This window comes from Enterobacter sp. 120016 (assembly GCF_018383635.1).
GTDB lineage: Bacteria > Pseudomonadota > Gammaproteobacteria > Enterobacterales > Enterobacteriaceae > Enterobacter > Enterobacter asburiae_D.
This window is the reverse complement of record NZ_JAHAWC010000006.1, coordinates 17,540-37,942: the sequence shown is the minus strand read 5'-3', so window position 1 is coordinate 37,942 and position 20,403 is coordinate 17,540. Positions and strand designations below refer to the sequence as shown.

The following is a 20,403-nucleotide window of genomic DNA, read 5'->3' as shown; positions in this document are numbered from 1 at the left end:
ACCAACAGGAGTTCAAGGTGACTTCTTTACCCCCTCCAGAATACAGCCGCAATATGCGGCTGATTGGCCATAGCGACCAGGGTGGTCGTCCGGACGGCGTGCAGCTGATGGTGCATCGCGGTTTCGCCTATATCGGCCATATGGTGTCGCAGGGCTTTTCGATTGTCGACGTGCGCGACCCGAAGAACCCAAAAACGGCAGGCTACGTGCCCGCGCCGCCCGGCACCTGGAACGTGCACCTGCAGGCGCATGACGACCTGCTGCTGGTGATTAACGCCCGGGATCTGTTTGCCGATGCCCGCTTTGCCGACGAGAAGGTCTACTACACCCGCCAGGTGGGGGAGACCGTCAGCGACGTGAAGGACAAAGGCTGGAGCGCCGGGCTGCGCGTGTTTGATATCTCCACGCCGGACAGGCCGCGCGAAATCGGCTTTCTGTCGCTGAGCGGCATCGGCATTCACCGCATCTGGTACGTCGGTGGCCGCTGGGCCTACGTGTCGGCGCTTATTGACGGCTTTACCGACTATATCTTCCTGACCATCGATCTTGCGGACCCGCGTAAGCCTGAAGTGGCGGGGCGCTGGTGGCTGCCGGGGATGAACCAGGCGGAAGGGGAGAAGCCGAACTGGCCGGAAGGGAAACGCTACGCGCTGCACCACGCGATTATCGCGGGCGACACCGCCTACGGCAGCTGGCGCGACGGCGGCCTGACGCTGCTGGACGTGAAGGACCGCACCCGGCCGAAGCTCATTAGCCACCGCAACTGGAGCCCGCCGTTTGGCGGAGGGACGCACACCGCGCTGCCGCTGCCGGACCGCGACCTGCTGGTGGTGCTGGACGAAGCGGTGCTGGACAATCAGGAAGACGGCGAGAAGCTCATCTGGCTGTTTGATATCCGCGAGCCGTCGAACCCGGTGAGCATCTCGACCTTCCCGCAGCCGGGTGAAACCGACTACGTGGCGAAAGGGGCGCATTTCGGCCCGCACAACCTGCATGAGAACCGGCCGGGAAGCTTCGTCAGCTCGACGCTGATTTTTGCAACGTATCAGAACGCGGGCGTGCGCGCGTACGACATTTCCAATCCGTATCGCCCGGTGGAAACGGGGGCGCTGGTGCCCGCGGCGCCGGAGAGGATGATGGATACGCGGCCAAATCGCCCGCGGGTGATCCAGTCGTGCGACGTGTTTGTGGATGCGCAGGGGATTATTTACAGCACGGATTATAACGGCGGGTTATCGGTGATTGAGTATTTGGGGTAAGTGCAGTTTGATGCCCTCACCCCGGCCCTCTCCCACAGGGAGAGGGAGAAAATCAGCTGTACTGCCGCACTCGTGCCACCAGCTCTTCCGCGCTGTCGATGCGGTCGGCAATGACAATCAGCGCTTTACCGAGCGTTATCGCGTGGCGCAGGCATTCGTGGCGCATGGCTTCATCCTGAATGGTGTCGATATCCGCGACGTGGGAAAGCCCAACGCTGCGGCGAATGAGCTCGGTGCCGCAGAACCCGATGGCGTCATGCCAGACCTTTTTCAGGAACGCGGAGGCATAGCCCGGTGCGCCGAGCGCGGCGTCGCGGGCTTTCTCGTTTGCCAGCGCCTGGAAGCGTTCCGCGAAGGTGTTCCACAGCTCCTGAATATCGCTCAGGCGCTGCTCGCGCGCGGCGGCGGCATCGCGAATGCCCAGGTGCCCCGGCAGGCCGCAGAAGTTCAGCAGCAGGTTGCCGATGGCGGTACCAATATCAAAACCTATCGGCCCGAAATAGCCGAACTCGGCGTCGATGGCCTTCAGGCTGCCGTCGGCCACAAAAATCGACCCGCTGTGAATATCGCCGTGCAGCAGGGCTTCAGCCTGAGAAAAGAAACGGTGCTTCAGGGAGGCCACGGCAATTTTTAGCTGGGCATCGTCGCGCAGGGCCGCTACGTCATTTTCCAGCTCGGCCGGGTAGCTGTTGCGCTCGTGGATCTGGTACGGATCGTTGAAGAACAGATCCTCGGTGATCTCGCACATCTCCGGGTTGATGAATTTCGCCACCTGCGCTTTTTTCTCGTGCGGGTGCAGGTAGAAGTCGCTGGTGTGGAACAGCGCGTGTGCGAGGTATTCGCCCAGCTGCTGCGCCGCCTGCGGGTAGTAAATATTGCTGATCAGCTCGCCGCGCCAGATGCGATGGCTGGAGAGATCTTCCATCACCATTACCGCCAGTTCCGGGTCGAAGTGGTGGATTTTTACGGTGTGCTGCGGGCTGTGCCGGTAGTGCTCGACCAGCGTTTGCGCCTCAAGGCGGGCGCGGTCCAGCGTCAGCGGCCAGGACTCCCCGACGCAGCGCACGTAGGGCAGCGCCTGCTTGACGATGATGCGGCTCACGCCCGCGCTGTCGAAAATTTTAAAGACCAGATTGAGGTTGCCGTCGCCTACCTCCTGCGCCTCCACCAGCGATGATGGGTCATCAAGGCCGCCAAACTGCCTGGCATATTCCACGGCGTCCTGAGCGGTAAAGGTACGGTATTGCGACATGGCCTGTTCCTCACGGGTTTGCTAATAAAGACATGTAGACGTCTATACATCTGGATTTCATCCTGACACAATGTGCTACAACAACGCAACAGGGAATTAACGACATGCAGACATTACAGACGACCAGCCTGCGGGTGGCGAATAATCAGCTCTTTATTCTCGACCAGCAGGCGCTTCCGCAGGAGAAACGTTGGCTGGATGCCTCGACCGTAGAGGCGCTGGTTGGGCACATTCATGCCCTGCGGGTGCGCGGCGCGCCGCTGATTGGTCTCTCTGCAAGCCTGCTGCTGGCGCTGCTGGCGGAAAACGGCAAAAGCCGCGACGAGCTGGCGGCGGCGCTGGAAACCCTGCGCGCCTCCCGCCCGACGGCGGTGAACCTGATGAACAATCTCGACCGCATGAAGATTGCGCTGTGGCAGGAAGATTATGTTCCGGCGCTGGTTGCCGAAGCGCTGCGGCTGATTGACGAAGACAAACGGCTTTGCGACGCGATTGCGAAAGCCGGCAGCGCGCTGGTTAAGCCCGGCAGCCGCCTGCTGACCCACTGCAACACCGGCGGGCTGGCAACGGCGGGCGTTGGCACCGCATTGGGCGTGATTGCCCGCGCGCATCAGGACGGCAACGTCAGCTGCGTCTGGGTGGATGAAACCCGTCCGCTGCTGCAGGGCGGTAGACTGACCGCGTGGGAGCTTGGCGAGCTGGGCGTGCCGTACAAGCTGATTACCGACTCCATGGCCGCCAGCCTGATGGCGAAAGGGAAAGTGGACGCCGTGTGGGTGGGCGCAGATCGTATTGCCGCCAACGGCGACGTGGCGAATAAGATCGGCACCTATTCTCTGGCGGTGCTGGCGAAATTCCACGGCATTCCGTTCTACGTTGCCGCGCCGCAAACGACCCTCGATCCGGACTGCCCGAACGGTGACGCGATCCCGATTGAACAGCGCGCCGCCAGCGAGGTGACGGGCGTAGCCGGAAGCTTTGGCGCGGTGCAGTGGGCGCCGGAAAATGCGCAGGTCTATAACCCGGCGTTTGACGTTACGCCTGCCTCGCTGATTAGCGGCTGGGTGCTGGATACGGGCATGGTCACGCCGGAAGCGGTGGCAAACGGGAAATTCGCCTGAGTCCGGCTATCCTTGTAAGGGGTTCCCCTGAGAGGACAACATCGTGACGCTCGATCCTGAAACAGACTTAAAACTGGAGCGCGTGGTGGACGCACCGCGCGACCTGCTGTGGCTCTGCTGGACTACGCCGGAACACATCAAAAATTTCTTCATTCCTGCTCCCCATAAGGTGATCGAATGCGACCTCGACCTGCGCGTAGGCGGGCGCTTTAACACCGTGTTTGATGTGGACGGGCAGCGGATGGATAACCGGGGGATTTTTCTTGAAATCGATCCCGGTAAAAAGCTGGTTTTTACCGACGGTTACGAGGAAGGCTGGAAACCAGCGGAGAAACCGTTTATGACGGCGATCCTGCTGCTGGAAGACGTAGGCGAGGGCAAAACCCGCTACACGGCGATAGCGCGCCATCCGACGAAGGAAATCCGCGAGCAGCATGAGCAGATGGGCTTCCACGAAGGGTGGGGGGTTGTGGTGGATCAACTGGTGGCGTATGCAAAAGGGCTTAACGCGTAGTGCGCGCTGATGCCCTCACCCCGGCCCTCTCCCACAGGGAGAGGGAGAAAAGATCATGCCAGCCTTGGATATGCATCCGCGATCGCATCGCCCGTAAACTGCGCCACCCAGCCTTCCGGGTTATCGAAAATACGAATGGCGGTAAAGTTCGGCTCTGAGCCCATATCAAACCAGTGCGGTGTGCCCGCGGGAACGGAAATCAGGTCGTTTTTCTCGCACAGCACCTGATACACCTCATCGCCAATGTGCAGGCAGAACAGCCCCGCGCCTTCCACGAAAAAGCGCACTTCGTCTTCGCCGTGGGTGTGTTCGTTCAGGAACTTCGCGCGCAGCGCCTCTTTCTGCGGGTTGTCGGCGCGCAGGCTGATCACGTCCCAGCTCTGATAGCCTTTCTCCGCCACCAGCTTGTCAATCGCATGTTGATACGCTTCGATCACGGCTTCGGGCGCGGGATCGTGTCCTAAATCGCGATCCGCAGCCCAGCGTTCAAACCGCACGCCTTTAGCGTTGAGCTGCTGGGCGATCTCGGCGGCGTCGGTGCTGTGCCACTGGTGTTGACTGGCGTCTTTATCGGAATAAATGGTCAATGCGCTCATGAAGGGATCTGCTCCGGATTAATCTCGTCAAACTGGTGAACCTGGTGGTGATGGCTTGCGCCGTCATCATCGCCGCGAATCAGCTGCAGGGTGCGACAACCTGCCTGTTCAGCCGCGTCCAGCTCCTGATGGATATCGGAGAGGAACAGGATCTGCGACGGGGCGATGCCCGTTTGCGCCGCAATGTTTTGATAAGACTGCACCTCGCGCTTGGCGCCGATGTGGGTATCAAAATAGCCGCTGAACAGATGAGTAATATCACCTTCGTCGCTGTAGCCAAATAACAGTTTCTGCGCGGCGACGGAGCCTGAGGAATAAACATAGAGATCAATTCCTTGCGCTTTCCACTTTTCCAGCGCAGGCAGCACGTCCGGGTAGAGGTGGCCGGTAAAGTCGCCGTTCACGTAGCCGTCATGCCAGATGATTCCCTGCAGGGCTTTGAGCGCCGTGGATTTGCGGTCTTCATCCATAAAGGCAAACAGGGCGTCGATAAGCTCGCTGAGGCTGGCGTGCGGGTGGCCGATTTCATCACGCAGGTTGTCCAGAATGGATTTGACCGGCTCGGCGTACTGCTGCGCGGTCACGAAGGCCGCCAGCCGCTCACGCGCGTAGGGGAACAAAACATCATGGACAAAACGGATATCGCTGGTGGTGCCTTCAATATCCGTCACAATCGCGCGAATCATACTCTCTCCAGTTGTCGTAAACGCATTTCGCATTCAAATAAGAATTCTAATCCTTCCAGATGACGGCGGGCCTCGGCCACATCGCGTCCCCAGCAGGTTAAGCCATGACCGCGAAGAAGAAAACCATAATTAAGCGGGCGTTCCTGCGCGTAATGGGCGATTCGGGAGGCGAGGGCGTCGATGTCCTGGTCGTTATCAAAAACCGGGATAGCCACCGTATCCAGATGCGTGGTCTGCCCGGTGAGGGATTTTTGCATTTCAAAGCCGCTGATGTTGAGCTCGGCTTCTTTGACCAGACGCGACAGCACCGTGGCGTTGACGGTATGCACGTGCAGGACGGCGTTGGCCTCCGGGAACAGACGATAGATAAGGGTGTGCAATCCGGTCTCCGCCGACGGCCTGCGGCCAGAGGGCGCGCGGTTGGTGGCGATCTCCACCTGCAGAAAATCCTCCGTCGTCAGGCTGCCTTTGTCCTTGCCGGACTCGCTGAGCCAGCACAGGCGTTCGTCCTGACGCACCGACATGTTGCCGCCGGTGGCGGGGGCCCAGCCTTTGGCGCCAATCCAGCGGCAGGCGTCGACCAGATGTGTGAGTTGCAGGTTGTCTGTCATTTTACCCTCGCGGCCGGGAATATTTATATGGTATAGACGTCTAAGCGTCTTGATTGCCAAAGACTAACATCGTGTTATAGTGGCAGCAACATAAGTATTACAAGCAGGCACGACACAATGAGCAATAACGCATTGATTCCGCAGAGTAAGCTTCCCAATCTCGGGACCACCATCTTTACGCAGATGAGCGCCCTGGCGCAGCAGCACAACGCCATTAACCTTTCCCAGGGGTTCCCGGATTTCGACGGCCCGACCTATCTGCAGGAGCGTCTGGCGTACCACGTGGCGCAGGGGGCGAATCAGTACGCGCCGATGACGGGCGTGCAGGCGCTGCGTGAAGCCATTGCGGATAAAACGGCGGAGCTGTATGGCCATAAGCCAGATGCGAACAGCGAGATCACGGTGACGGCAGGAGCGACCGAAGCGCTGTATGCGGCCATCACCGCGCTGGTGCGCACGGGCGATGAGGTCATCTGCTTTGACCCGAGCTACGACAGCTATGCGCCTGCGGTTGAACTCTCCGGCGGCGTGGTGAAACGCGTGGCGTTACAGCCGCCGCATTTCCGTCCTGACTGGCAGGCATTTGCTGCGCTGCTGAGCGACAAAACCCGCCTGGTGATCCTGAATACGCCGCACAATCCGTCGGCGACGGTGTGGCAGAAAGCCGATTTCGCCGCGCTGTGGCAGGCGATTGCCGAACGTGAGATCTACGTGCTGAGCGATGAAGTCTACGAGCACATCTGCTTTGCAGAAGAGGGGCACGCCAGCGTGCTGGCCCATCCGCAGCTTCGCGAGCGCGCCATCGCCGTCTCGTCATTTGGTAAGACCTACCATATGACCGGCTGGAAAGTGGGCTACTGCGTGGCCCCGGCCGCTATCAGCGCCGAGCTGCGTAAAGTGCACCAGTACCTGACCTTTGCGGTGAACACGCCTGCCCAGCTGGCGCTGGCGGATATGCTGCGCGCCGAGCCGGAGCACTACCGCGAGCTGCCGGACTTCTATCGAAAACGCCGGGATCTGTTTGTGAACGCGCTGAGCAAAAGCCGCCTGGAGATTTTACCCTGTGAAGGGACCTACTTCCTGCTGGCCGACTACAGCGCGATTTCCGATCTCGACGACGTCAGCTTCTGCCAGTGGCTCACGAAAGAGGTGGGCGTGGCCGCCATTCCGCTGTCGGTATTCTGCGCCGATCCCTTCCCGCATAAGCTGATCCGTCTTTGTTTTGCGAAGCAGGAATCGACGCTGCTGGCGGCGGCAGAGCGTCTCAACACGCTCTGATTATTTTACCGTCCAGGCTTCTGAGTAGCGGCGGTCTGCAAACAGCTCCAGCAGACCGTTGATTTGCTTGAGGCGCAAGACTTCATCCCCGTCCATTCCCAGCTCCTTGCTTATTCTCTCGTCGTTCCAGCCAAGCTGCACCAGCTCGCGAACGATCTCCGACATGGCGTTAATCTGGTGCCGGCCCCGCGCCCGGTTGTGACGAATGGTTGCGGCCATACGGTCATGTTTATCCTGCCGGTCCTGACGCAGGCAGGTGATGGGGAGATACCCCTTGAGCTGATGCTTCAGCGCCGCCCGATTTTTACCGATTTCATGACGGTGAAAACCATCCACAATTTCGTAGTGCTGCGGTTCACTTTCTGTCACAACGATAGGTTGGGTGAATCCATCGAGTTCCAGCGACTTACTGAGCAGCCGTTTTTCTGGTGGGGCAACGTTATTGGGGTTGTAGTCGTTAGCGGTAATAGCGTCCTGTCTGATCCAGAGGACACAGTCGATCGGTTGCTCACGAAAAGGACTGTTTTTATGGATCGCTTCGCGAAAAGCATTTATGGCATTAATGCGATCCTCTTCGGGAAGTGACTGAAGGTACGTTTCCATCTCGGTAATTAGTCTTTGTCGCATAATATGCCCCACTCCTTGCGTTTCGCCTTCACTCTGTCGCTGTAGCGTTGATAATGTTTGGGTTTATTTGGGCTGAACGATAGCGCTCTGCACCAGTAGTCGTTATTAAGGATAACCTTACAAATACGGCGCCAGGAGGGAATGTCTTTGGCGCCGATATCGCCGTCCTGCGTATCGGGAATATCCTCTATGCCTCTCTTCTGATACCAGTGCAGATAAATGGCGATTTTATTGCGGTAATGCTCAGCGGTATTTTGCGGCATGCTGTCGAGGAGCAGCATGGCATATTCGCGCCAGCAGAGGTGTTCGGGTTTCAGGATTTTCCGGTGGCCGTAAAAATGGTTATCGTGCCCGGCGTAAATCCCCCCGCTGCGCACGCCGCTCACGCGCTCGCACATGGCCGCCCAGCGATCGGGCTCAACAACGTGGTAGAGCCATAGCCCCTGGCGTTGCTCCGGGCCAAAGGGCTCGCAAATACGCATATAGCGGGGCGGCACGCCGGCCTGGAACATCAGGTCATAGAGCGGGTTATAGCAACATCCCGATTTGGCGAACCAGGTCCAGATATCGGCAGTTTTCCAGTCGTAGAGGGGATAAACATACCAGGCATGCCCCCCCGGTGCGATGGTTGTCCAGGGCTTATCATCGGCAAACCGCTGCTTACGCGCCGACGCGATAGCCAGAAAACGGTTGTAAGACTCATCGGCGCGGATGCCAATCATCACCGCCGCCGGGCGATTGTGAGAGAACCAGTCGGAGAAGCTGCGGACAAAGGTTTCAAACGTCATGCCGGGCTGGTAGAAGGGAAAAAAAGCGGGATCGGTTATCGCATCGTCAGGAGGCTGGCGGACCCATCGGGTGCCGGGTTCCCAGCATTGCCATTCCGGCTGGAATTGCGACAGGGAATTTTGCGTGGTGAGGGGAAGCGCTACCCACCAGAAATGGCCGATAACATCGCTGTACAACTCGCGCATATGCTCAACATGGGTGATGGTATGGGAAAACTGCGCTTCCCAGTCGATAAAGAGGACATCTATTTTGGTTTTCATCAGCCGCGCCTGCCTGGCAACCAGATGCAGCATGACGGTGGAGTCTTTACCTCCTGAAAAAGAGACACAGGTCCTGGGTAAGTTTTCGAGAGTCCATTTAATACGTTCCCTCGCCGCAGTAAGAACATCCTGGTTTAAGGGGTATTTATAAATTGACATGCTTATTCTCATCCTGAGGAATAAATACCAGACGTTGGTGTCAATACTAGAGTGAGAATTATATCAGTCAATAATTTATGAGGTGTATAAAGTTTATGCTGAATGTTTCTATAACGATGGTGTATGTTTCTGGAAAAGGTGGCTCCCACTCTGTGCGAGAACCACGCTAACATCTCACGGTAAAGTTATTTCTTCAATAAAACTCGCGAATGCTGAGCTATTTAGCGCGGAGCGATTATACATCATGTAAATATCAATACTGGGAAATTGAATGTCTGTCTCCACTTTGCGCAGGTTAAGCGCTGGACCATATTGTTCAAAGGCCGGTGTGGGCGCTAACCCTATGAGGTCGGATGAACTGATCACCGACAGAAGGGAGATAAAAGAGTCGCTTCGATAAACGATATTTCTTTCTGTTAACAGGCTCTCGGCTTTTTCCTGGTAGTCTTTGACGCTGTTCTCATCGCTCAGGTAGGCGGTGAAGTTTTCATTCAGAATCTCTTCACGCGTCGGTTTTCCGCTCATGCGGGGATGATCCTCCCGACAAACGAGAACAAACGGAAGTTTATGAAACAGACTGCAGGCGATAGAGCGGCTGTTGGAGGAGGCAAAAGAAAATATCAGGTCGGCCTTTCGGTAAGCCAGGAGATCTTCTGCGGAATCAGGGGCGAGAAAAACATCATGTAATTCAACTGAATAATTATACTTGTTCATGAGCAATTTCATTGGCTCAAGCATCGTTTTGGTGCTCATAAACTGCGGGCAGTAAATGACAAAATTCTTCTTCAACCCGCTGCTGTGCATCATATTGATGGTCTGCTCAAGCTGGTTCAGGTTCTGTTCCAGATGATGATGCAGATTGACGCCGACGGTCGTGGGCGTGATCCCTTTACCGGAACGGATAAACAGAGGATCGTTGAGTTGTCCTCGCAGGCGTTGCAGCGACTGGCTCACGGCAGAGGGGGTGATATACAGCGTCTCGGCGGCTTTACTGATACTAAGATGTTGGTAAATGCACTCGAAAATGACTAACAGATTAAGATCGAATTTTTTAAGGTCGTAGAGGTTTGCCATGTTTCGTCCTGAGGATGCCGTGTTTGCTGTGGTTATCACATCACTGATAACTATAGTTTGAAGTTAACCATTTACAATCCTTTCGGTTAACTCTCTTAATTTTAAATTAAACTGTTCTTAATATATCACGACGTCAGATTATTGAAATAGCGCTTCAAAGGTGATTAAGATAATTTTATCTTAGAAGAGGGAATGAACGCTTTAAATGACAATTGTCATTTATATATTGCGATAGTTTTATAATAAAAATAAATTTATAACGCTCCGGAATGATGTTTGACACAACCTATCGCAGCTATAGGCAGGAATGCCGCTCTTATGGATTGCTCAATCCCTGCACGGGTGGTGTAATCAAACGGCTGTTACCGCCTTGATATAAAGGGTTGTAGAGCGCAACGCAACGCCAGCTTCGGCTGGCACTGAATCTACCTGCGGGGAATTCAGGTATCAGGGCCGCCCGTTGAGGCGGCCTTTTTACTTTCAGGCTTTCCTGTAAAAGGTTCACCTTGTTGTCTTGTCGACGTTGTAAGGTTTGGCTGATTGATTTGATAAAGCATACGCATTAGCCCCGATGAATAAAGTTGGTTACCTTACATCTCAACGAAAACACGGAGGAAGTACAGATGTCTTTGATTAATACCAAAATTAAACCTTTCAAAAACCAGGCGTTCAAAAACGGTGAGTTCATCGAAGTTACCGAGAAAGATACCGAAGGCCGCTGGAGCGTCTTCTTCTTCTATCCGGCTGACTTTACCTTCGTTTGCCCGACTGAACTGGGCGACGTGGCAGACCACTACGACGAACTGCAGAAGCTGGGCGTAGACGTTTACTCTGTCTCTACCGACACCCACTTCACCCACAAAGCATGGCACGGCAGCTCTGAAACCATCGCGAAAATCAAATACGCGATGATCGGTGACCCGACTGGCGCCCTGACCCGTAACTTCGAAAATATGCGTGAAGATGAAGGCCTGGCTGACCGCGCCACCTTCGTTGTTGACCCGCAGGGCATTATCCAGGCTATCGAAGTTACCGCTGAAGGTATCGGCCGTGATGCTTCTGACCTGCTGCGTAAAGTGAAAGCCGCTCAGTACGTGGCTTCTCACCCAGGCGAAGTGTGCCCGGCGAAATGGAAAGAAGGCGAAGCGACGCTGGCTCCATCTCTGGATCTGGTCGGCAAGATCTAAGTCTGTAAAGCCTGGCGGCGCTGCGCTTGCACAGGCCTACCGTATCGTAGGCCGGGTAAACGAAGTGCCACCCGGCAATCAATGGGCGCACCCGCGCCCATTTCATTCCAGCACCATGATGCAAGTTGCATTCAGGCCGCCCGTATAAGGCAGCTTGCATGATGACGTCTTAAGAGAGGGAAGAACAATGCTCGACACAAATATGAAAACCCAGCTCAAGGCCTACCTTGAGAAACTGACCAAACCCGTTGAGCTGATTGCTACGCTTGACGACAGCGCCAAATCGGCAGAAATCAAAGAACTGCTGGCGGAGATCGCCGAACTGTCTCCGAAAGTGACCTTCAAAGAAGACAACGCGCTGCCGGTCCGTAAGCCCTCTTTCCTGATTACCAACCCAGGCTCCGACCAGGGGCCGCGCTTTGCTGGCTCTCCGCTTGGTCACGAATTTACCTCACTGGTGCTGGCGCTGCTGTGGACCGGGGGGCATCCGTCAAAAGAAGCGCAGGCGCTGCTGGAGCAGATCCGCGATATCGACGGTGATTTCGAGTTTGAAACCTATTACTCGCTCTCCTGCCACAACTGCCCGGACGTGGTGCAGGCGCTGAACCTGATGTCGGTCCTGAACCCGCGCATTAAGCACACGGCGATTGACGGCGGTACCTTCCAGAATGAAATCACCGATCGCAACGTGATGGGCGTTCCGGCGGTCTACATGAACGGTAAAGAGTTCGGCCAGGGCCGCATGACGCTGACCGAAATCGTTGCCAAAGTGGATACCGGCGCAGAAAAGCGTGCGGCGGAAGAGCTGAACAAACGCGATGCCTACGACGTGCTGATCGTCGGTTCTGGCCCTGCGGGTGCGGCGGCAGCGGTGTACTCCGCGCGTAAAGGTATTCGTACCGGCCTGATGGGCGAACGCTTCGGCGGCCAGGTGCTGGATACCGTAGACATCGAAAACTACATCTCCGTGCCGAAGACCGAAGGCCAGAAGCTGGCGGGGGCGCTGAAGGCGCACGTCAGCGACTACGACGTGGACGTGATCGACAGCCAGAGCGCCAGCAGGCTGGTTCCGGCAGCGGTCGAGGGTGGTTTACACCAGATTGAAACCGCGTCCGGCGCGGTGCTGAAAGCGCGCAGCATTATCATTGCCACCGGCGCGAAATGGCGCAACATGAACGTACCGGGTGAAGATCAGTACCGTACCAAAGGCGTGACCTACTGTCCGCACTGCGACGGCCCGCTGTTTAAAGGCAAACGCGTGGCGGTGATCGGCGGCGGCAACTCCGGCGTGGAAGCGGCTATCGACCTGGCGGGGATTGTTGAACACGTTACGCTTCTGGAGTTCGCGCCAGAGATGAAGGCTGACCAGGTTCTGCAGGATAAAGTTCGCAGCCTGAAAAACGTCGATATCGTCCTGAACGCGCAGACCACGGAAGTGAAGGGCGACGGCAGCAAAGTGACCGGCCTGGAATACCGCGACCGCGTGAGCGGCGACGTGCACAGTGTTCAGCTGTCAGGGATCTTCGTGCAGATTGGTCTGCTGCCAAACACCACCTGGCTGGAAGGCGCGATTGAGCGCAACCGCATGGGCGAAATCATCATCGATGCGAAATGTGAAACCAGCGTGAAGGGCGTGTTTGCGGCAGGCGACTGCACCACCGTGCCGTACAAACAGATCATCATCGCCACGGGCGAAGGTGCGAAGGCGTCTCTGAGTTCGTTTGACTATCTGATCCGCACCAAAACCGCATAATAGAAGAAAGTAAGGCTACACCTGCAATAGCGAGAGGCCACCGAAAGGTGGCCTCTTTTTTTATCTTACGACCATCACCGGTATGTGGGTGTGGCGGATCACGCTGGAGGCGTTAGAGCCCAGCAGATGCGTGGTAATGGAAGGGTTGCGCGAACCGATGACCACCACGTCTGCTTTCAGCTCGTTCGCCAGTTCGTTTACCGCATCGCGTACGCTGCCGAATCTGACGTGCGTTTTGATCCGTGAAGGGTCGATGCTGAAGTGGCTGACCATGGTTTGCAGACGGGTTTCCGCTTCATGCTGCAAATGCTCCTCGAAGCGACGCACGTCGGCGGCAAAGCGGTGAAGGCTCAGGCTGGCGGAGCCCGGCAGGACGTGCAGCAGATGGATGACTCCGTCCTGCTGCGCCAGGAACTCCGCATGGCGAACGGCCTTGTCGCTCAGCTCCATCTCAAAAACATCAACCGGCATAATGATTCTCTGATACATACCCGTTTCTCCTTGTTTATAAACGCTGAACTCATTTAACCATAAAATATAAATGGTTTCTGTAAGCGCTCCGTCAGTTTTCTTATCTCGCCAGGATAAATCTCAAAAGCCCCGTATTCCGGGGCAGACCTTGAGGGGTAGCTACCCTTATACACTTACCTGGAACCTTTCGGAGGTCGCATGAAAGCACTTACGTATCACGGTCCGCACCATGTTCGCGTCGAGAATGTCCCCGATCCCATCATCGAACAGCCCGACGATATCATTCTGCGCGTCACGGCCACGGCGATCTGCGGCTCCGATTTGCATCTCTATCGCGGAAAGATCCCGAAGGTGCAGCACGGCGACATTTTTGGCCATGAGTTTATGGGGGAAATCGTCGAGTGCGGCGCAGAGGTGAAGAATTTGCAAAAAGGGGATCGGGTGGTGATCCCCTTTGTCATCGCCTGCGGGGACTGTTTCTTTTGCCGCCTGCAGCAATACGCGGCCTGTGAGAATACCAATGCCGGGCAGGGCGCCGCGCTGAACAAAAAGCAAATCCCCGCGCCGGCCGCGCTGTTTGGCTATAGCCATCTCTATGGCGGCGTGCCGGGGGGACAGGCAGAATATGTCCGCGTGCCAAAAGGCAACGTCGGGCCGTTTAAGGTCCCACAACTCCTTTCCGATGATAAGGCGCTTTTCCTTTCCGATATTTTGCCCACGGCCTGGCAGGCCGCAAAAAATGCGCAGATTGAAAAAGGCTCAAGCGTAGCGGTTTTCGGCGCCGGGCCGGTGGGGCTACTGACCATTGCCTGCGCGCGGCTGCTGGGAGCGGAGCAGATCTTTGTTATCGATCACCACCCGTACCGTTTGCGCTTTGCCGAGGCGCGTTACGGCGCAATCCCCATCAACTTTGATGATGATAACGACGCAGCGGAAAAAATCATCGAGCAGACCGCTGGCCAGCGCGGCGTTGACGCCGTGATTGATGCGGTAGGGTTCGAAGCGAAAGGCAGCACCACCGAAACGATCCTCAGCAATCTTAAAATTGAAGGCAGCAGCGGCAAAGCGTTGCGTCAGTGCATTGCTGCCGTTCGACGCGGTGGGGTGGTTAGCGTACCCGGCGTGTACGCCGGGTTTATTCATGGCTTCCTGTTTGGCGATGCCTTTGATAAGGGGCTGACGTTTAAGATGGGCCAGACGCACGTCCATGCCTGGCTGGGTGAACTGTTACCGCTGATCGAAAAAGGGCTGCTTACGCCGGAAGAGATCGTGACCCATTATCTTCCCCTTGCTGATGCGGAACGCGCCTATCAGGTATTCGAAAAACGGGAGGAGGAGTGCCGGAAGGTGATTCTGGTCCCCGGAGCAGAAACGCCCGAGGCCGCAGAGCAGAAAGTTAAGGGCCTGGTGAACGCTTTTCCGGGTGGGGTTGCATGAGTGCTCGCTTACCTGTGGCGTTCAAGGTAGAGCACGGCCGTGACGATAATCGCCACAAATATCAGAAAAATAAGTGTGATAACCAGTATCTCACTCATGACCGTCCCCGCGGCACCAAAACAGATTAAGCGTGGATGAAGGCCGCTTTGCGCGATATAGGAAAATGGGGTGAATTTGCGGAAAGAGGATGCGGCTGCATCCTCTGTGCAACGCGGAGGCGCTTGTTCAGAAGAGGTTAACGCAGGTAATCGCCCGCGGCTTCTGGCTGGTACAGTAATGCCAGCACTTCAAGATGGGCAGAGGCGCCGCCCGGCAATTCCCAGTGGATGGTATCGCCCGTGCGTAGACCGAGCAGCGCGGCACCCACAGGCGCAAGCACGGAAAGCTGGGCGCTGCTGTCGGTCATCTGCGCCGGGTAAACCAGCGTGCGGGTCAGCTCTTCGCCGGTGGTCAGGTTGCGGAATTTTACCTGGCTGTTCATGGTGACCACGTCATGCGGCATTGACTCAGGCGTGCACATCTGCGCCCGGTCGAGCTCCTCATTCAGGGCGTCGGCCACGGGAAGTGAGGCAAACTCTGCTTTTTCCAGCAATCTGTCGATACGTTCTGCGTCGAGCTCATTGATGATAATTGTAGGTCTGGACATTTTTACTCCATGTCGTTAATGCTGCGTGTCACGCAGAAACCGATCCAAAAGAAAACCCTCGCCGTCTGGCAGCGAGGGTTTAACTCTCCCGATGATACTGGCTGAGCGCCCAAGTTTGAAGTGATGAAGGTCACATTCATGGTCCATATGAATTTTCGCTGAAATTTATTCAGTCTTCATTCCGGGAGGAATACGTTACGCTGAGATCCTGAACCAGGGCGTTGCCCACCAACGAGAGAGAACTATGTACTTCTACCAACCGTCTAAGGGTCACGGCCTGCCGCACGATCCGCTGAACGCCATTATTGGTCCACGTCCGATCGGCTGGATCTCCTCATGCGATAAGGCCGGTCAGCTGAACCTCGCGCCGTATAGCTTCTTTAACTGCTTTAACTATCGTCCGCCGATCATCGGCTTTTCCAGCAACGGCTGGAAGGACAGCGTGCGTAATATTACCGAAACAAAGGAATTTGTCTGGAACCTGGCGACGCGCGATCTCGCACAAGCGATGAACCAAACCTCAGCAATGCTTCCCCACGATCGGGATGAATTTAGCTTCGCCGGGCTAACGCCAGCGGCAAGCCGGTTGGTTAACGCGCCCCGCGTCGCAGAAAGCCCGGTGAACTTTGAGTGCCGCCTGTCGCAGTGCATTCAGCTTACCGGTGCCGACGGCACGCCGGTCGATACCTGGCTGGTATTGGGGGAGGTGGTCGGTATCCATATCGCCGAAACGCTGCTGGAAGAGGGGATATACCAGACGGCAAAAGCGCAGCCCATCCTGCGTGCGGGTGGGCCGACGGCGTACTATGGCATCAGTGACGAAAACCGGTTTGATATGGTGCGCCCGACGGTAGATCAGTAACCGGCTTTATCAATCACGAACTGTTTTCCGCAGTTACCCGGATGTGGCTGCGGTGCAAATGACGCCGCTGAAAGCGGGTTGTTAATGGCGTCTGCCTTCAGGGAAATCTGCATTTCGGTCAGATACGCCGGATTACCGTTGCAGGTCAGCTTGATCGCTTTGATGTTCTCCTTGCCCCAGCTTTTGGCAACGGCACTGTCAAAGTCGCTGCGATTGACGGGTTTCCCGTAGTTGTCGGCGAGGAATTTACCGACCGCGCTGCTTTTAACTTCCTGATTCATCCGCACCATCGTGCCGAAATAGGCATCGGGGTCGAAACCAAAGCAGACGCCATGTTTGGCATATTCGTAGCGTTCCAGGCAGGAGTTTCCGCCCGCGCCCGGCATCACGTCGTTGAGCTTGGCGGCAGCGGAAAGCGACAGTCCGGTTTCGGCGGCATCGCATTTGCGACTGGCCTTCACTTCCGGCATGTTCGGAATCGGACGTGTGGCACAGCCGAAACGCATCCATCGACGTTCATCCACGCCGCGCGCGGCAATAGATTTCGGCAGGCCGGGCCATAGCCCGTGAACGGTCAGAAAATCGGCTTTATTCTCGCGCTCTTTTTGCAGGCGACATTCGTCAGGTTCATTACGGTTGCGCTCGACCATGCTCTGGCAAAACCCGGTTTGCCAGGACAGCGCCAGCACATAGCGATCGAAATCACCATACTGTGTTGCCTTCAGCGGTTCCGCCTGTGCGGAGAAGAGACAGAGTGCAAGCGCCATTGCGCCAGACGGGATGACGATATCCTTCCTGAACATATGATTTCCTGATCGAATGAGCACGATTAATTTCTGGAAGTTATTAAAGCACAAAAAGCGCCCGCAGGCGCTTTTTGGATATCCCTAATTTAGCTTAGGCCGCGCCGGGTACCAGCACTTCCGTGGCGATAATCACGATAATCAGGCCAACCATAACGGGCACTGAGGTGCGTTTGACGACTTCGAATGGCGAGATTTTCGCCATCCCGGCAACGGCAACGACCACGCCCGACACCGGAGAAATGGTACGGCCCAGGTTTGACGCCTGCAGCATGGGAATGGAGAGATAGGCCGGGTTAATACCGGATGAGTGGGCCAGTTTCGGTATCATCTCAACGAAAGCGTAGAAAGGCGCATTACCGGAACCGGTGGTCATGGCCGCCAGCATGGTGAGCACCACCAGAACCAGCATCAGGATAATACTGGCCGAGCCGAACGAGGTGGCGATAGAAATCAGGCTCTGGATAAAGCCGATTGTGCTCAGACCCTGGGCAAAAACGCCTGCCGCAACCAGCAGCATCACCACGCCAGCGAAGGCATCCGCCATACCGCGATACGCTACTTCCAGACCTGAGAAGACTTTTTGCGTGTTAAAACCGCGCACAAACTCCAGCACGGCGGCCAGCAGCATACAGATGACCAGAATGGTGATGATGTGCAGCTGTGGACCCCATTTGCCGTCAAAAATCAGCACCCCGATGATCGGGGTGAACGGCAGAATGGCATAGAACGCGGGAGCGGTGGTGGTGATTTCACTCACGTCCATCATTTCATGGCTGATGTTTTCTTTCTTGTCGAGATAGCGCTGCCAGAAGAAATGCGCGATACCCATGCCCACGATGGCAACAATCGAGATCGGTAACGTGGTTTTAAAGGCGAAGTCAATGAGGGGCATCTCCGCCGCCTTTGCTGCCAGCACAACGTCGCCAGAGGTCGGGGAGAGAATAATGGCTGCCGGAGACGCGCAAATTGCCGCTGCCGCACCGCGGCTGATACCGACGTTCACCATGACCGGGAACAGCGTCGCCATGAGCAGTACGCCAAGTCCGGTAGCCGACGAAACGGCCAGCGACATCAGGCAGGCGAGGAAATAGGCCGCGACCATCAGCAAATACGGCGAGTTGATGTACTGCAGGGGTTTGGAGGCAAGCTTAACGACCATGTCGTTGGCGCCGATGTGGGTCATGTAGGCTGCAAAACCGCACAGCATCATGATCATCATGCCCAGATCGCCGCCGCGGCTCATGAGCAATATTTTAATGTATTCAACAATATCTGTAGCGGTGTAACCGGTGCTGGTCGCGCTGGCTGGTAACACCTGGTGCCCCATTATTGCGCTGATAATCAGCAGTGTTAAACCGCCAACAAATAATACGCCCGTGGCCGAGTAGCCTTTAATGATGTAGCGCGCGACGCCGACAATGACGACGACGCCAATAAGGAGCTCGAATAACGTAAGCATGACTTCCCCTGTATCTCTGCTGCAATGGAGCACAAAAAATCAATAAAAAAAAGAAGGATGAAATGTGCCGAATAATTGGCCTGTTCTTGCTGATTAAAATCAATAAACAGACGACTAGAGAACAGAACAACCGTGTTTTTGCCATGGCCCATACATTTATGTCATACGGCCCTTGACCGTCAGAAATAGCGCAACATGTCCCATTAATGATAACAAATTGTTAATGTTTTGTGTGGTTTTGCATGCCGTTGATTAACAAGGCTTAATGTGAAAAGTCACACCCCTTGTGGGCTTATTTGCATGTATCTCTCGCTTTCTTTAAGAATATTCCCGGAAAGAGACCGAATAATTAGGAATAACGCCGATGCCGTTAAGCCTTGATTCAACTATTTTATGGTAAACTTTGCCTCGAATACTAAGAATGGTAATTGCATTGTGATCGTACGTAATACATTTTTCTCTATTTTGTTGTTTATTTTTGGGCAGTTAACGTTTTCTTCTGTTGCACAGGCAGAAGGCAACGCGGCGGATAAAGGCTGGTTTTCAACCTTTACGGATAATGTTTCCCAGACATGGACGGCACCTGAACATTACGATCTCTATGTTCCGGCAATAACGTGGCATGCGCGTTTTGCTTATGACAAAGAGAAAACCGATAAATACAACGAGCGTCCGTGGGGCGCGGGTTTTGGCCAGTCTCGCTGGGATGAAAAGGGAAACTGGCATGGCATCTATCTGATGGCCTTCAAAGACTCGTTTAATAAATGGGAGCCGATTGGGGGGTATGGTTGGGAGAAAACCTGGCGTCCGCTGGCGGACGAGAACTTCCACGTCGGTTTGGGCTATACCGCCGGGGTCACTGCACGTGACAACTGGAACTACATCCCGATCCCGGTGCTGCTGCCGCTGGCCTCTATTGGCTATGGCCCCGCAACGTTCCAGATGACCTACATTCCGGGGACTTACAACAACGGAAACGTTTACTTCGCCTGGATGCGTTTTCAGTTTTAACTGACAAAACGTGAAATGGTGGTGAAAAAACGCGCAGGCGTTGATTCATAAGCGATAAAAATCTGTCAGTGAAAATTAACGCGACTTTAGTCACTTTTTATCAAAGATCCGCTGGACAAAAGGTCCCACAATTGATGTACTGATAACCGACACAGCATTTGTGTCGTTTTTTAATGTAAAGGTAATTTTGATGTCTAAGATTAAAGGTAACGTTAAGTGGTTTAATGAGTCCAAAGGATTCGGTTTCATTACTCCTGAAGATGGCAGCAAAGACGTGTTCGTACACTTCTCTGCAATCCAGACTAATGGTTTCAAAACTCTGGCTGAAGGTCAGCGTGTAGAGTTCGAAATCACTAACGGTGCCAAAGGCCCTTCTGCTGCTAACGTAATCGCTCTGTAATTCAGACGCGTCAGCAAGAATTTCAAAACCCGCTCACTGAGCGGGTTTTTTTTGTTTTTGAATCAGCCAAGCAGATACATTTTCAGGAAGCTGGCAACGATCAGCACGCTCAACAACACCATTCCTGCGCTCATCAGACTCTCTT

Annotated in this window: 22 protein-coding genes; 10 read left to right on the top strand and 12 right to left on the bottom strand. The window is 55.4% G+C overall.

Annotated features, from left to right (window positions below; translation table 11 throughout):
- The first annotated feature begins 17 nt into the window (after positions 1-17).
- Positions 18-1,259, top strand: coding sequence for an LVIVD repeat-containing protein (locus KIF87_RS10780; RefSeq protein WP_213328719.1), 1,242 nt, complete (start codon positions 18-20; stop codon positions 1,257-1,259).
- 52 nt (positions 1,260-1,311) lie between these two features.
- Here KIF87_RS10780 and mtnK read toward each other — a convergent pair whose 3' ends face one another.
- Entirely contained in the window at positions 1,312-2,511 is a 1,200-nt protein-coding gene (gene mtnK, locus KIF87_RS10775) for an S-methyl-5-thioribose kinase (protein ID WP_213328718.1), read from the bottom strand.
- A 104-nt stretch (positions 2,512-2,615) separates the two neighbouring features.
- On the opposite strand from mtnK, the gene mtnA reads away from it, so the two are divergent.
- Together mtnA and KIF87_RS10765 are read left to right on the top strand one after the other, a co-directional pair.
- A complete protein-coding gene (gene mtnA, locus KIF87_RS10770; RefSeq protein ID WP_213328717.1) occupies positions 2,616-3,632 on the top strand; it encodes an S-methyl-5-thioribose-1-phosphate isomerase in 1,017 nt (338 codons plus the stop codon).
- A 43-nt stretch (positions 3,633-3,675) separates the two neighbouring features.
- Positions 3,676-4,146 (top strand): SRPBCC family protein, encoded by a 471-nt coding sequence (locus KIF87_RS10765; RefSeq protein WP_213328716.1) that lies wholly within the window; start codon positions 3,676-3,678, stop codon positions 4,144-4,146.
- Positions 4,147-4,199: 53 nt separating this feature from the next.
- Here the strand turns inward: KIF87_RS10765 and KIF87_RS10760 are convergent, their stop codons facing one another.
- From KIF87_RS10760 to KIF87_RS10750, 3 genes are read right to left on the bottom strand one after another with little or no spacing between them, the layout of a single operon-like run.
- Complete coding sequence (locus KIF87_RS10760; RefSeq protein WP_015571163.1) at positions 4,200-4,742, bottom strand: 1,2-dihydroxy-3-keto-5-methylthiopentene dioxygenase; 543 nt, start codon at positions 4,740-4,742, stop codon at positions 4,200-4,202.
- Positions 4,739-5,428, bottom strand: a complete 690-nt coding sequence (gene mtnC, locus KIF87_RS10755; protein ID WP_213328715.1) for an acireductone synthase — start codon at positions 5,426-5,428, stop codon at positions 4,739-4,741. The genes KIF87_RS10760 and mtnC overlap by 4 nt, the downstream gene beginning before the upstream one ends.
- Positions 5,425-6,039 carry a methylthioribulose 1-phosphate dehydratase gene (locus KIF87_RS10750; protein WP_061715768.1) on the bottom strand — a complete coding sequence of 205 codons (615 nt, stop codon included), beginning with the start codon at positions 6,037-6,039 and terminating at the stop codon, positions 5,425-5,427. Before KIF87_RS10750 ends, mtnC begins: the two co-directional genes overlap by 4 nt.
- A 117-nt stretch (positions 6,040-6,156) precedes the next feature.
- On the opposite strand from KIF87_RS10750, the gene KIF87_RS10745 reads away from it, so the two are divergent.
- Positions 6,157-7,317 (top strand): pyridoxal phosphate-dependent aminotransferase, encoded by a 1,161-nt coding sequence (locus tag KIF87_RS10745; protein WP_213328714.1) that lies wholly within the window; start codon positions 6,157-6,159, stop codon positions 7,315-7,317.
- Here KIF87_RS10745 and KIF87_RS10740 read toward each other — a convergent pair whose 3' ends face one another.
- The 3 genes from KIF87_RS10740 to citR form a co-directional block, all read right to left on the bottom strand.
- Complete coding sequence (locus tag KIF87_RS10740) at positions 7,318-7,944, bottom strand: IbrB-like domain-containing protein (RefSeq protein WP_213328713.1); 627 nt, start codon at positions 7,942-7,944, stop codon at positions 7,318-7,320.
- A complete protein-coding gene (locus KIF87_RS10735; protein ID WP_213328712.1) occupies positions 7,929-9,152 on the bottom strand; it encodes a phosphoadenosine phosphosulfate reductase in 1,224 nt (407 codons plus the stop codon). Before KIF87_RS10735 ends, KIF87_RS10740 begins: the two co-directional genes overlap by 16 nt.
- 174 nt (positions 9,153-9,326) lie before the next feature.
- Positions 9,327-10,226 (bottom strand): DNA-binding transcriptional repressor CitR, encoded by a 900-nt coding sequence (citR, locus tag KIF87_RS10730; protein ID WP_213328711.1) that lies wholly within the window; start codon positions 10,224-10,226, stop codon positions 9,327-9,329.
- A 623-nt stretch (positions 10,227-10,849) separates the two neighbouring features.
- On the opposite strand from citR, the gene ahpC reads away from it, so the two are divergent.
- Together ahpC and ahpF are read left to right on the top strand one after the other, a co-directional pair.
- Positions 10,850-11,413: an alkyl hydroperoxide reductase subunit C gene (gene ahpC / locus KIF87_RS10725; protein ID WP_010428492.1), complete on the top strand. Its 564-nt coding sequence runs from the start codon at positions 10,850-10,852 to the stop codon at positions 11,411-11,413.
- A gap of 187 nt (positions 11,414-11,600) precedes the next feature.
- A complete protein-coding gene (gene ahpF / locus KIF87_RS10720; protein WP_029740125.1) occupies positions 11,601-13,166 on the top strand; it encodes an alkyl hydroperoxide reductase subunit F in 1,566 nt (521 codons plus the stop codon).
- Between the two features lie 60 nt (positions 13,167-13,226).
- Here ahpF and uspG read toward each other — a convergent pair whose 3' ends face one another.
- The gene (gene uspG / locus KIF87_RS10715) at positions 13,227-13,655 is read right to left on the bottom strand and encodes a universal stress protein UspG (RefSeq protein ID WP_023310731.1); all 429 of its coding nucleotides are present in this window, start codon (positions 13,653-13,655) and stop codon (positions 13,227-13,229) included.
- Between the two features lie 180 nt (positions 13,656-13,835).
- Between uspG and KIF87_RS10710 the strand changes: the two genes are divergently transcribed.
- Positions 13,836-15,074, top strand: coding sequence for a zinc-dependent alcohol dehydrogenase (locus KIF87_RS10710; protein WP_213328710.1), 1,239 nt, complete (start codon positions 13,836-13,838; stop codon positions 15,072-15,074).
- An 8-nt stretch (positions 15,075-15,082) separates the two neighbouring features.
- Here the strand turns inward: KIF87_RS10710 and yldA are convergent, their stop codons facing one another.
- Together yldA and rnk are read right to left on the bottom strand one after the other, a co-directional pair.
- Positions 15,083-15,172 carry a small membrane protein YldA gene (gene yldA / locus KIF87_RS23400; RefSeq protein WP_283771125.1) on the bottom strand — a complete coding sequence of 30 codons (90 nt, stop codon included), beginning with the start codon at positions 15,170-15,172 and terminating at the stop codon, positions 15,083-15,085.
- Positions 15,173-15,309: 137 nt separating this feature from the next.
- Positions 15,310-15,720, bottom strand: a complete 411-nt coding sequence (rnk, locus tag KIF87_RS10705) for a nucleoside diphosphate kinase regulator (protein WP_023334880.1) — start codon at positions 15,718-15,720, stop codon at positions 15,310-15,312.
- 244 nt (positions 15,721-15,964) lie between these two features.
- Here rnk and KIF87_RS10700 point away from each other — a divergent pair, with 244 nt between their 5' ends.
- Complete coding sequence (locus KIF87_RS10700; protein WP_213328709.1) at positions 15,965-16,582, top strand: flavin reductase family protein; 618 nt, start codon at positions 15,965-15,967, stop codon at positions 16,580-16,582.
- On the opposite strand, the gene rna is transcribed toward KIF87_RS10700, so the two are convergent.
- A complete protein-coding gene (gene rna / locus KIF87_RS10695; protein WP_502757628.1) occupies positions 16,576-17,349 on the bottom strand; it encodes a ribonuclease I in 774 nt (257 codons plus the stop codon). The two genes, KIF87_RS10700 and rna, sit on opposite strands and share 7 nt — an antisense overlap.
- Before the next feature lie 130 nt (positions 17,350-17,479).
- Positions 17,480-18,847 carry an anaerobic C4-dicarboxylate transporter DcuC gene (dcuC, locus tag KIF87_RS10690; protein ID WP_213328707.1) on the bottom strand — a complete coding sequence of 456 codons (1,368 nt, stop codon included), beginning with the start codon at positions 18,845-18,847 and terminating at the stop codon, positions 17,480-17,482.
- 393 nt (positions 18,848-19,240) lie between these two features.
- Here dcuC and pagP point away from each other — a divergent pair, with 393 nt between their 5' ends.
- Complete coding sequence (gene pagP / locus KIF87_RS10685; protein ID WP_168979849.1) at positions 19,241-19,858, top strand: lipid IV(A) palmitoyltransferase PagP; 618 nt, start codon at positions 19,241-19,243, stop codon at positions 19,856-19,858.
- Positions 19,859-20,048: 190 nt separating this feature from the next.
- On the top strand, positions 20,049-20,258 hold the full coding sequence (gene cspE / locus KIF87_RS10680; protein ID WP_000034825.1) for a transcription antiterminator/RNA stability regulator CspE: 210 nt from the start codon (positions 20,049-20,051) through the stop codon (positions 20,256-20,258).
- The last annotated feature ends 145 nt before the right edge of the window (positions 20,259-20,403 follow it).

Excerpts from the sequence above, each read along its gene's own strand:
- mtnK (WP_213328718.1), bottom strand. The coding sequence starts at position 2,511 with ATGTCGCAATACCGTACCTTTACCGCTCAGGACGCCGTGGAATATGCC.
- mtnA (WP_213328717.1), top strand. The coding sequence starts at position 2,616 with ATGCAGACATTACAGACGACCAGCCTGCGGGTGGCGAATAATCAGCTC.
- KIF87_RS10760 (WP_015571163.1), bottom strand. The coding sequence starts at position 4,742 with ATGAGCGCATTGACCATTTATTCCGATAAAGACGCCAGTCAACACCAG.
- mtnC (WP_213328715.1), bottom strand. The coding sequence starts at position 5,428 with ATGATTCGCGCGATTGTGACGGATATTGAAGGCACCACCAGCGATATC.
- KIF87_RS10750 (WP_061715768.1), bottom strand. The coding sequence starts at position 6,039 with ATGACAGACAACCTGCAACTCACACATCTGGTCGACGCCTGCCGCTGG.
- KIF87_RS10745 (WP_213328714.1), top strand. The coding sequence starts at position 6,157 with ATGAGCAATAACGCATTGATTCCGCAGAGTAAGCTTCCCAATCTCGGG.
- KIF87_RS10740 (WP_213328713.1), bottom strand. The coding sequence starts at position 7,944 with ATGCGACAAAGACTAATTACCGAGATGGAAACGTACCTTCAGTCACTT.
- KIF87_RS10735 (WP_213328712.1), bottom strand. The coding sequence starts at position 9,152 with ATGTCAATTTATAAATACCCCTTAAACCAGGATGTTCTTACTGCGGCG.
- citR (WP_213328711.1), bottom strand. The coding sequence starts at position 10,226 with ATGGCAAACCTCTACGACCTTAAAAAATTCGATCTTAATCTGTTAGTC.
- ahpC (WP_010428492.1), top strand. The coding sequence starts at position 10,850 with ATGTCTTTGATTAATACCAAAATTAAACCTTTCAAAAACCAGGCGTTC.
- ahpF (WP_029740125.1), top strand. The coding sequence starts at position 11,601 with ATGCTCGACACAAATATGAAAACCCAGCTCAAGGCCTACCTTGAGAAA.
- uspG (WP_023310731.1), bottom strand. The coding sequence starts at position 13,655 with ATGTATCAGAGAATCATTATGCCGGTTGATGTTTTTGAGATGGAGCTG.
- KIF87_RS10710 (WP_213328710.1), top strand. The coding sequence starts at position 13,836 with ATGAAAGCACTTACGTATCACGGTCCGCACCATGTTCGCGTCGAGAAT.
- yldA (WP_283771125.1), bottom strand. The coding sequence starts at position 15,172 with ATGAGTGAGATACTGGTTATCACACTTATTTTTCTGATATTTGTGGCG.
- rnk (WP_023334880.1), bottom strand. The coding sequence starts at position 15,720 with ATGTCCAGACCTACAATTATCATCAATGAGCTCGACGCAGAACGTATC.
- KIF87_RS10700 (WP_213328709.1), top strand. The coding sequence starts at position 15,965 with ATGTACTTCTACCAACCGTCTAAGGGTCACGGCCTGCCGCACGATCCG.
- rna (WP_502757628.1), bottom strand. The coding sequence starts at position 17,349 with ATGGCGCTTGCACTCTGTCTCTTCTCCGCACAGGCGGAACCGCTGAAG.
- dcuC (WP_213328707.1), bottom strand. The coding sequence starts at position 18,847 with ATGCTTACGTTATTCGAGCTCCTTATTGGCGTCGTCGTCATTGTCGGC.
- pagP (WP_168979849.1), top strand. The coding sequence starts at position 19,241 with ATGGTAAACTTTGCCTCGAATACTAAGAATGGTAATTGCATTGTGATC.
- cspE (WP_000034825.1), top strand. The coding sequence starts at position 20,049 with ATGTCTAAGATTAAAGGTAACGTTAAGTGGTTTAATGAGTCCAAAGGA.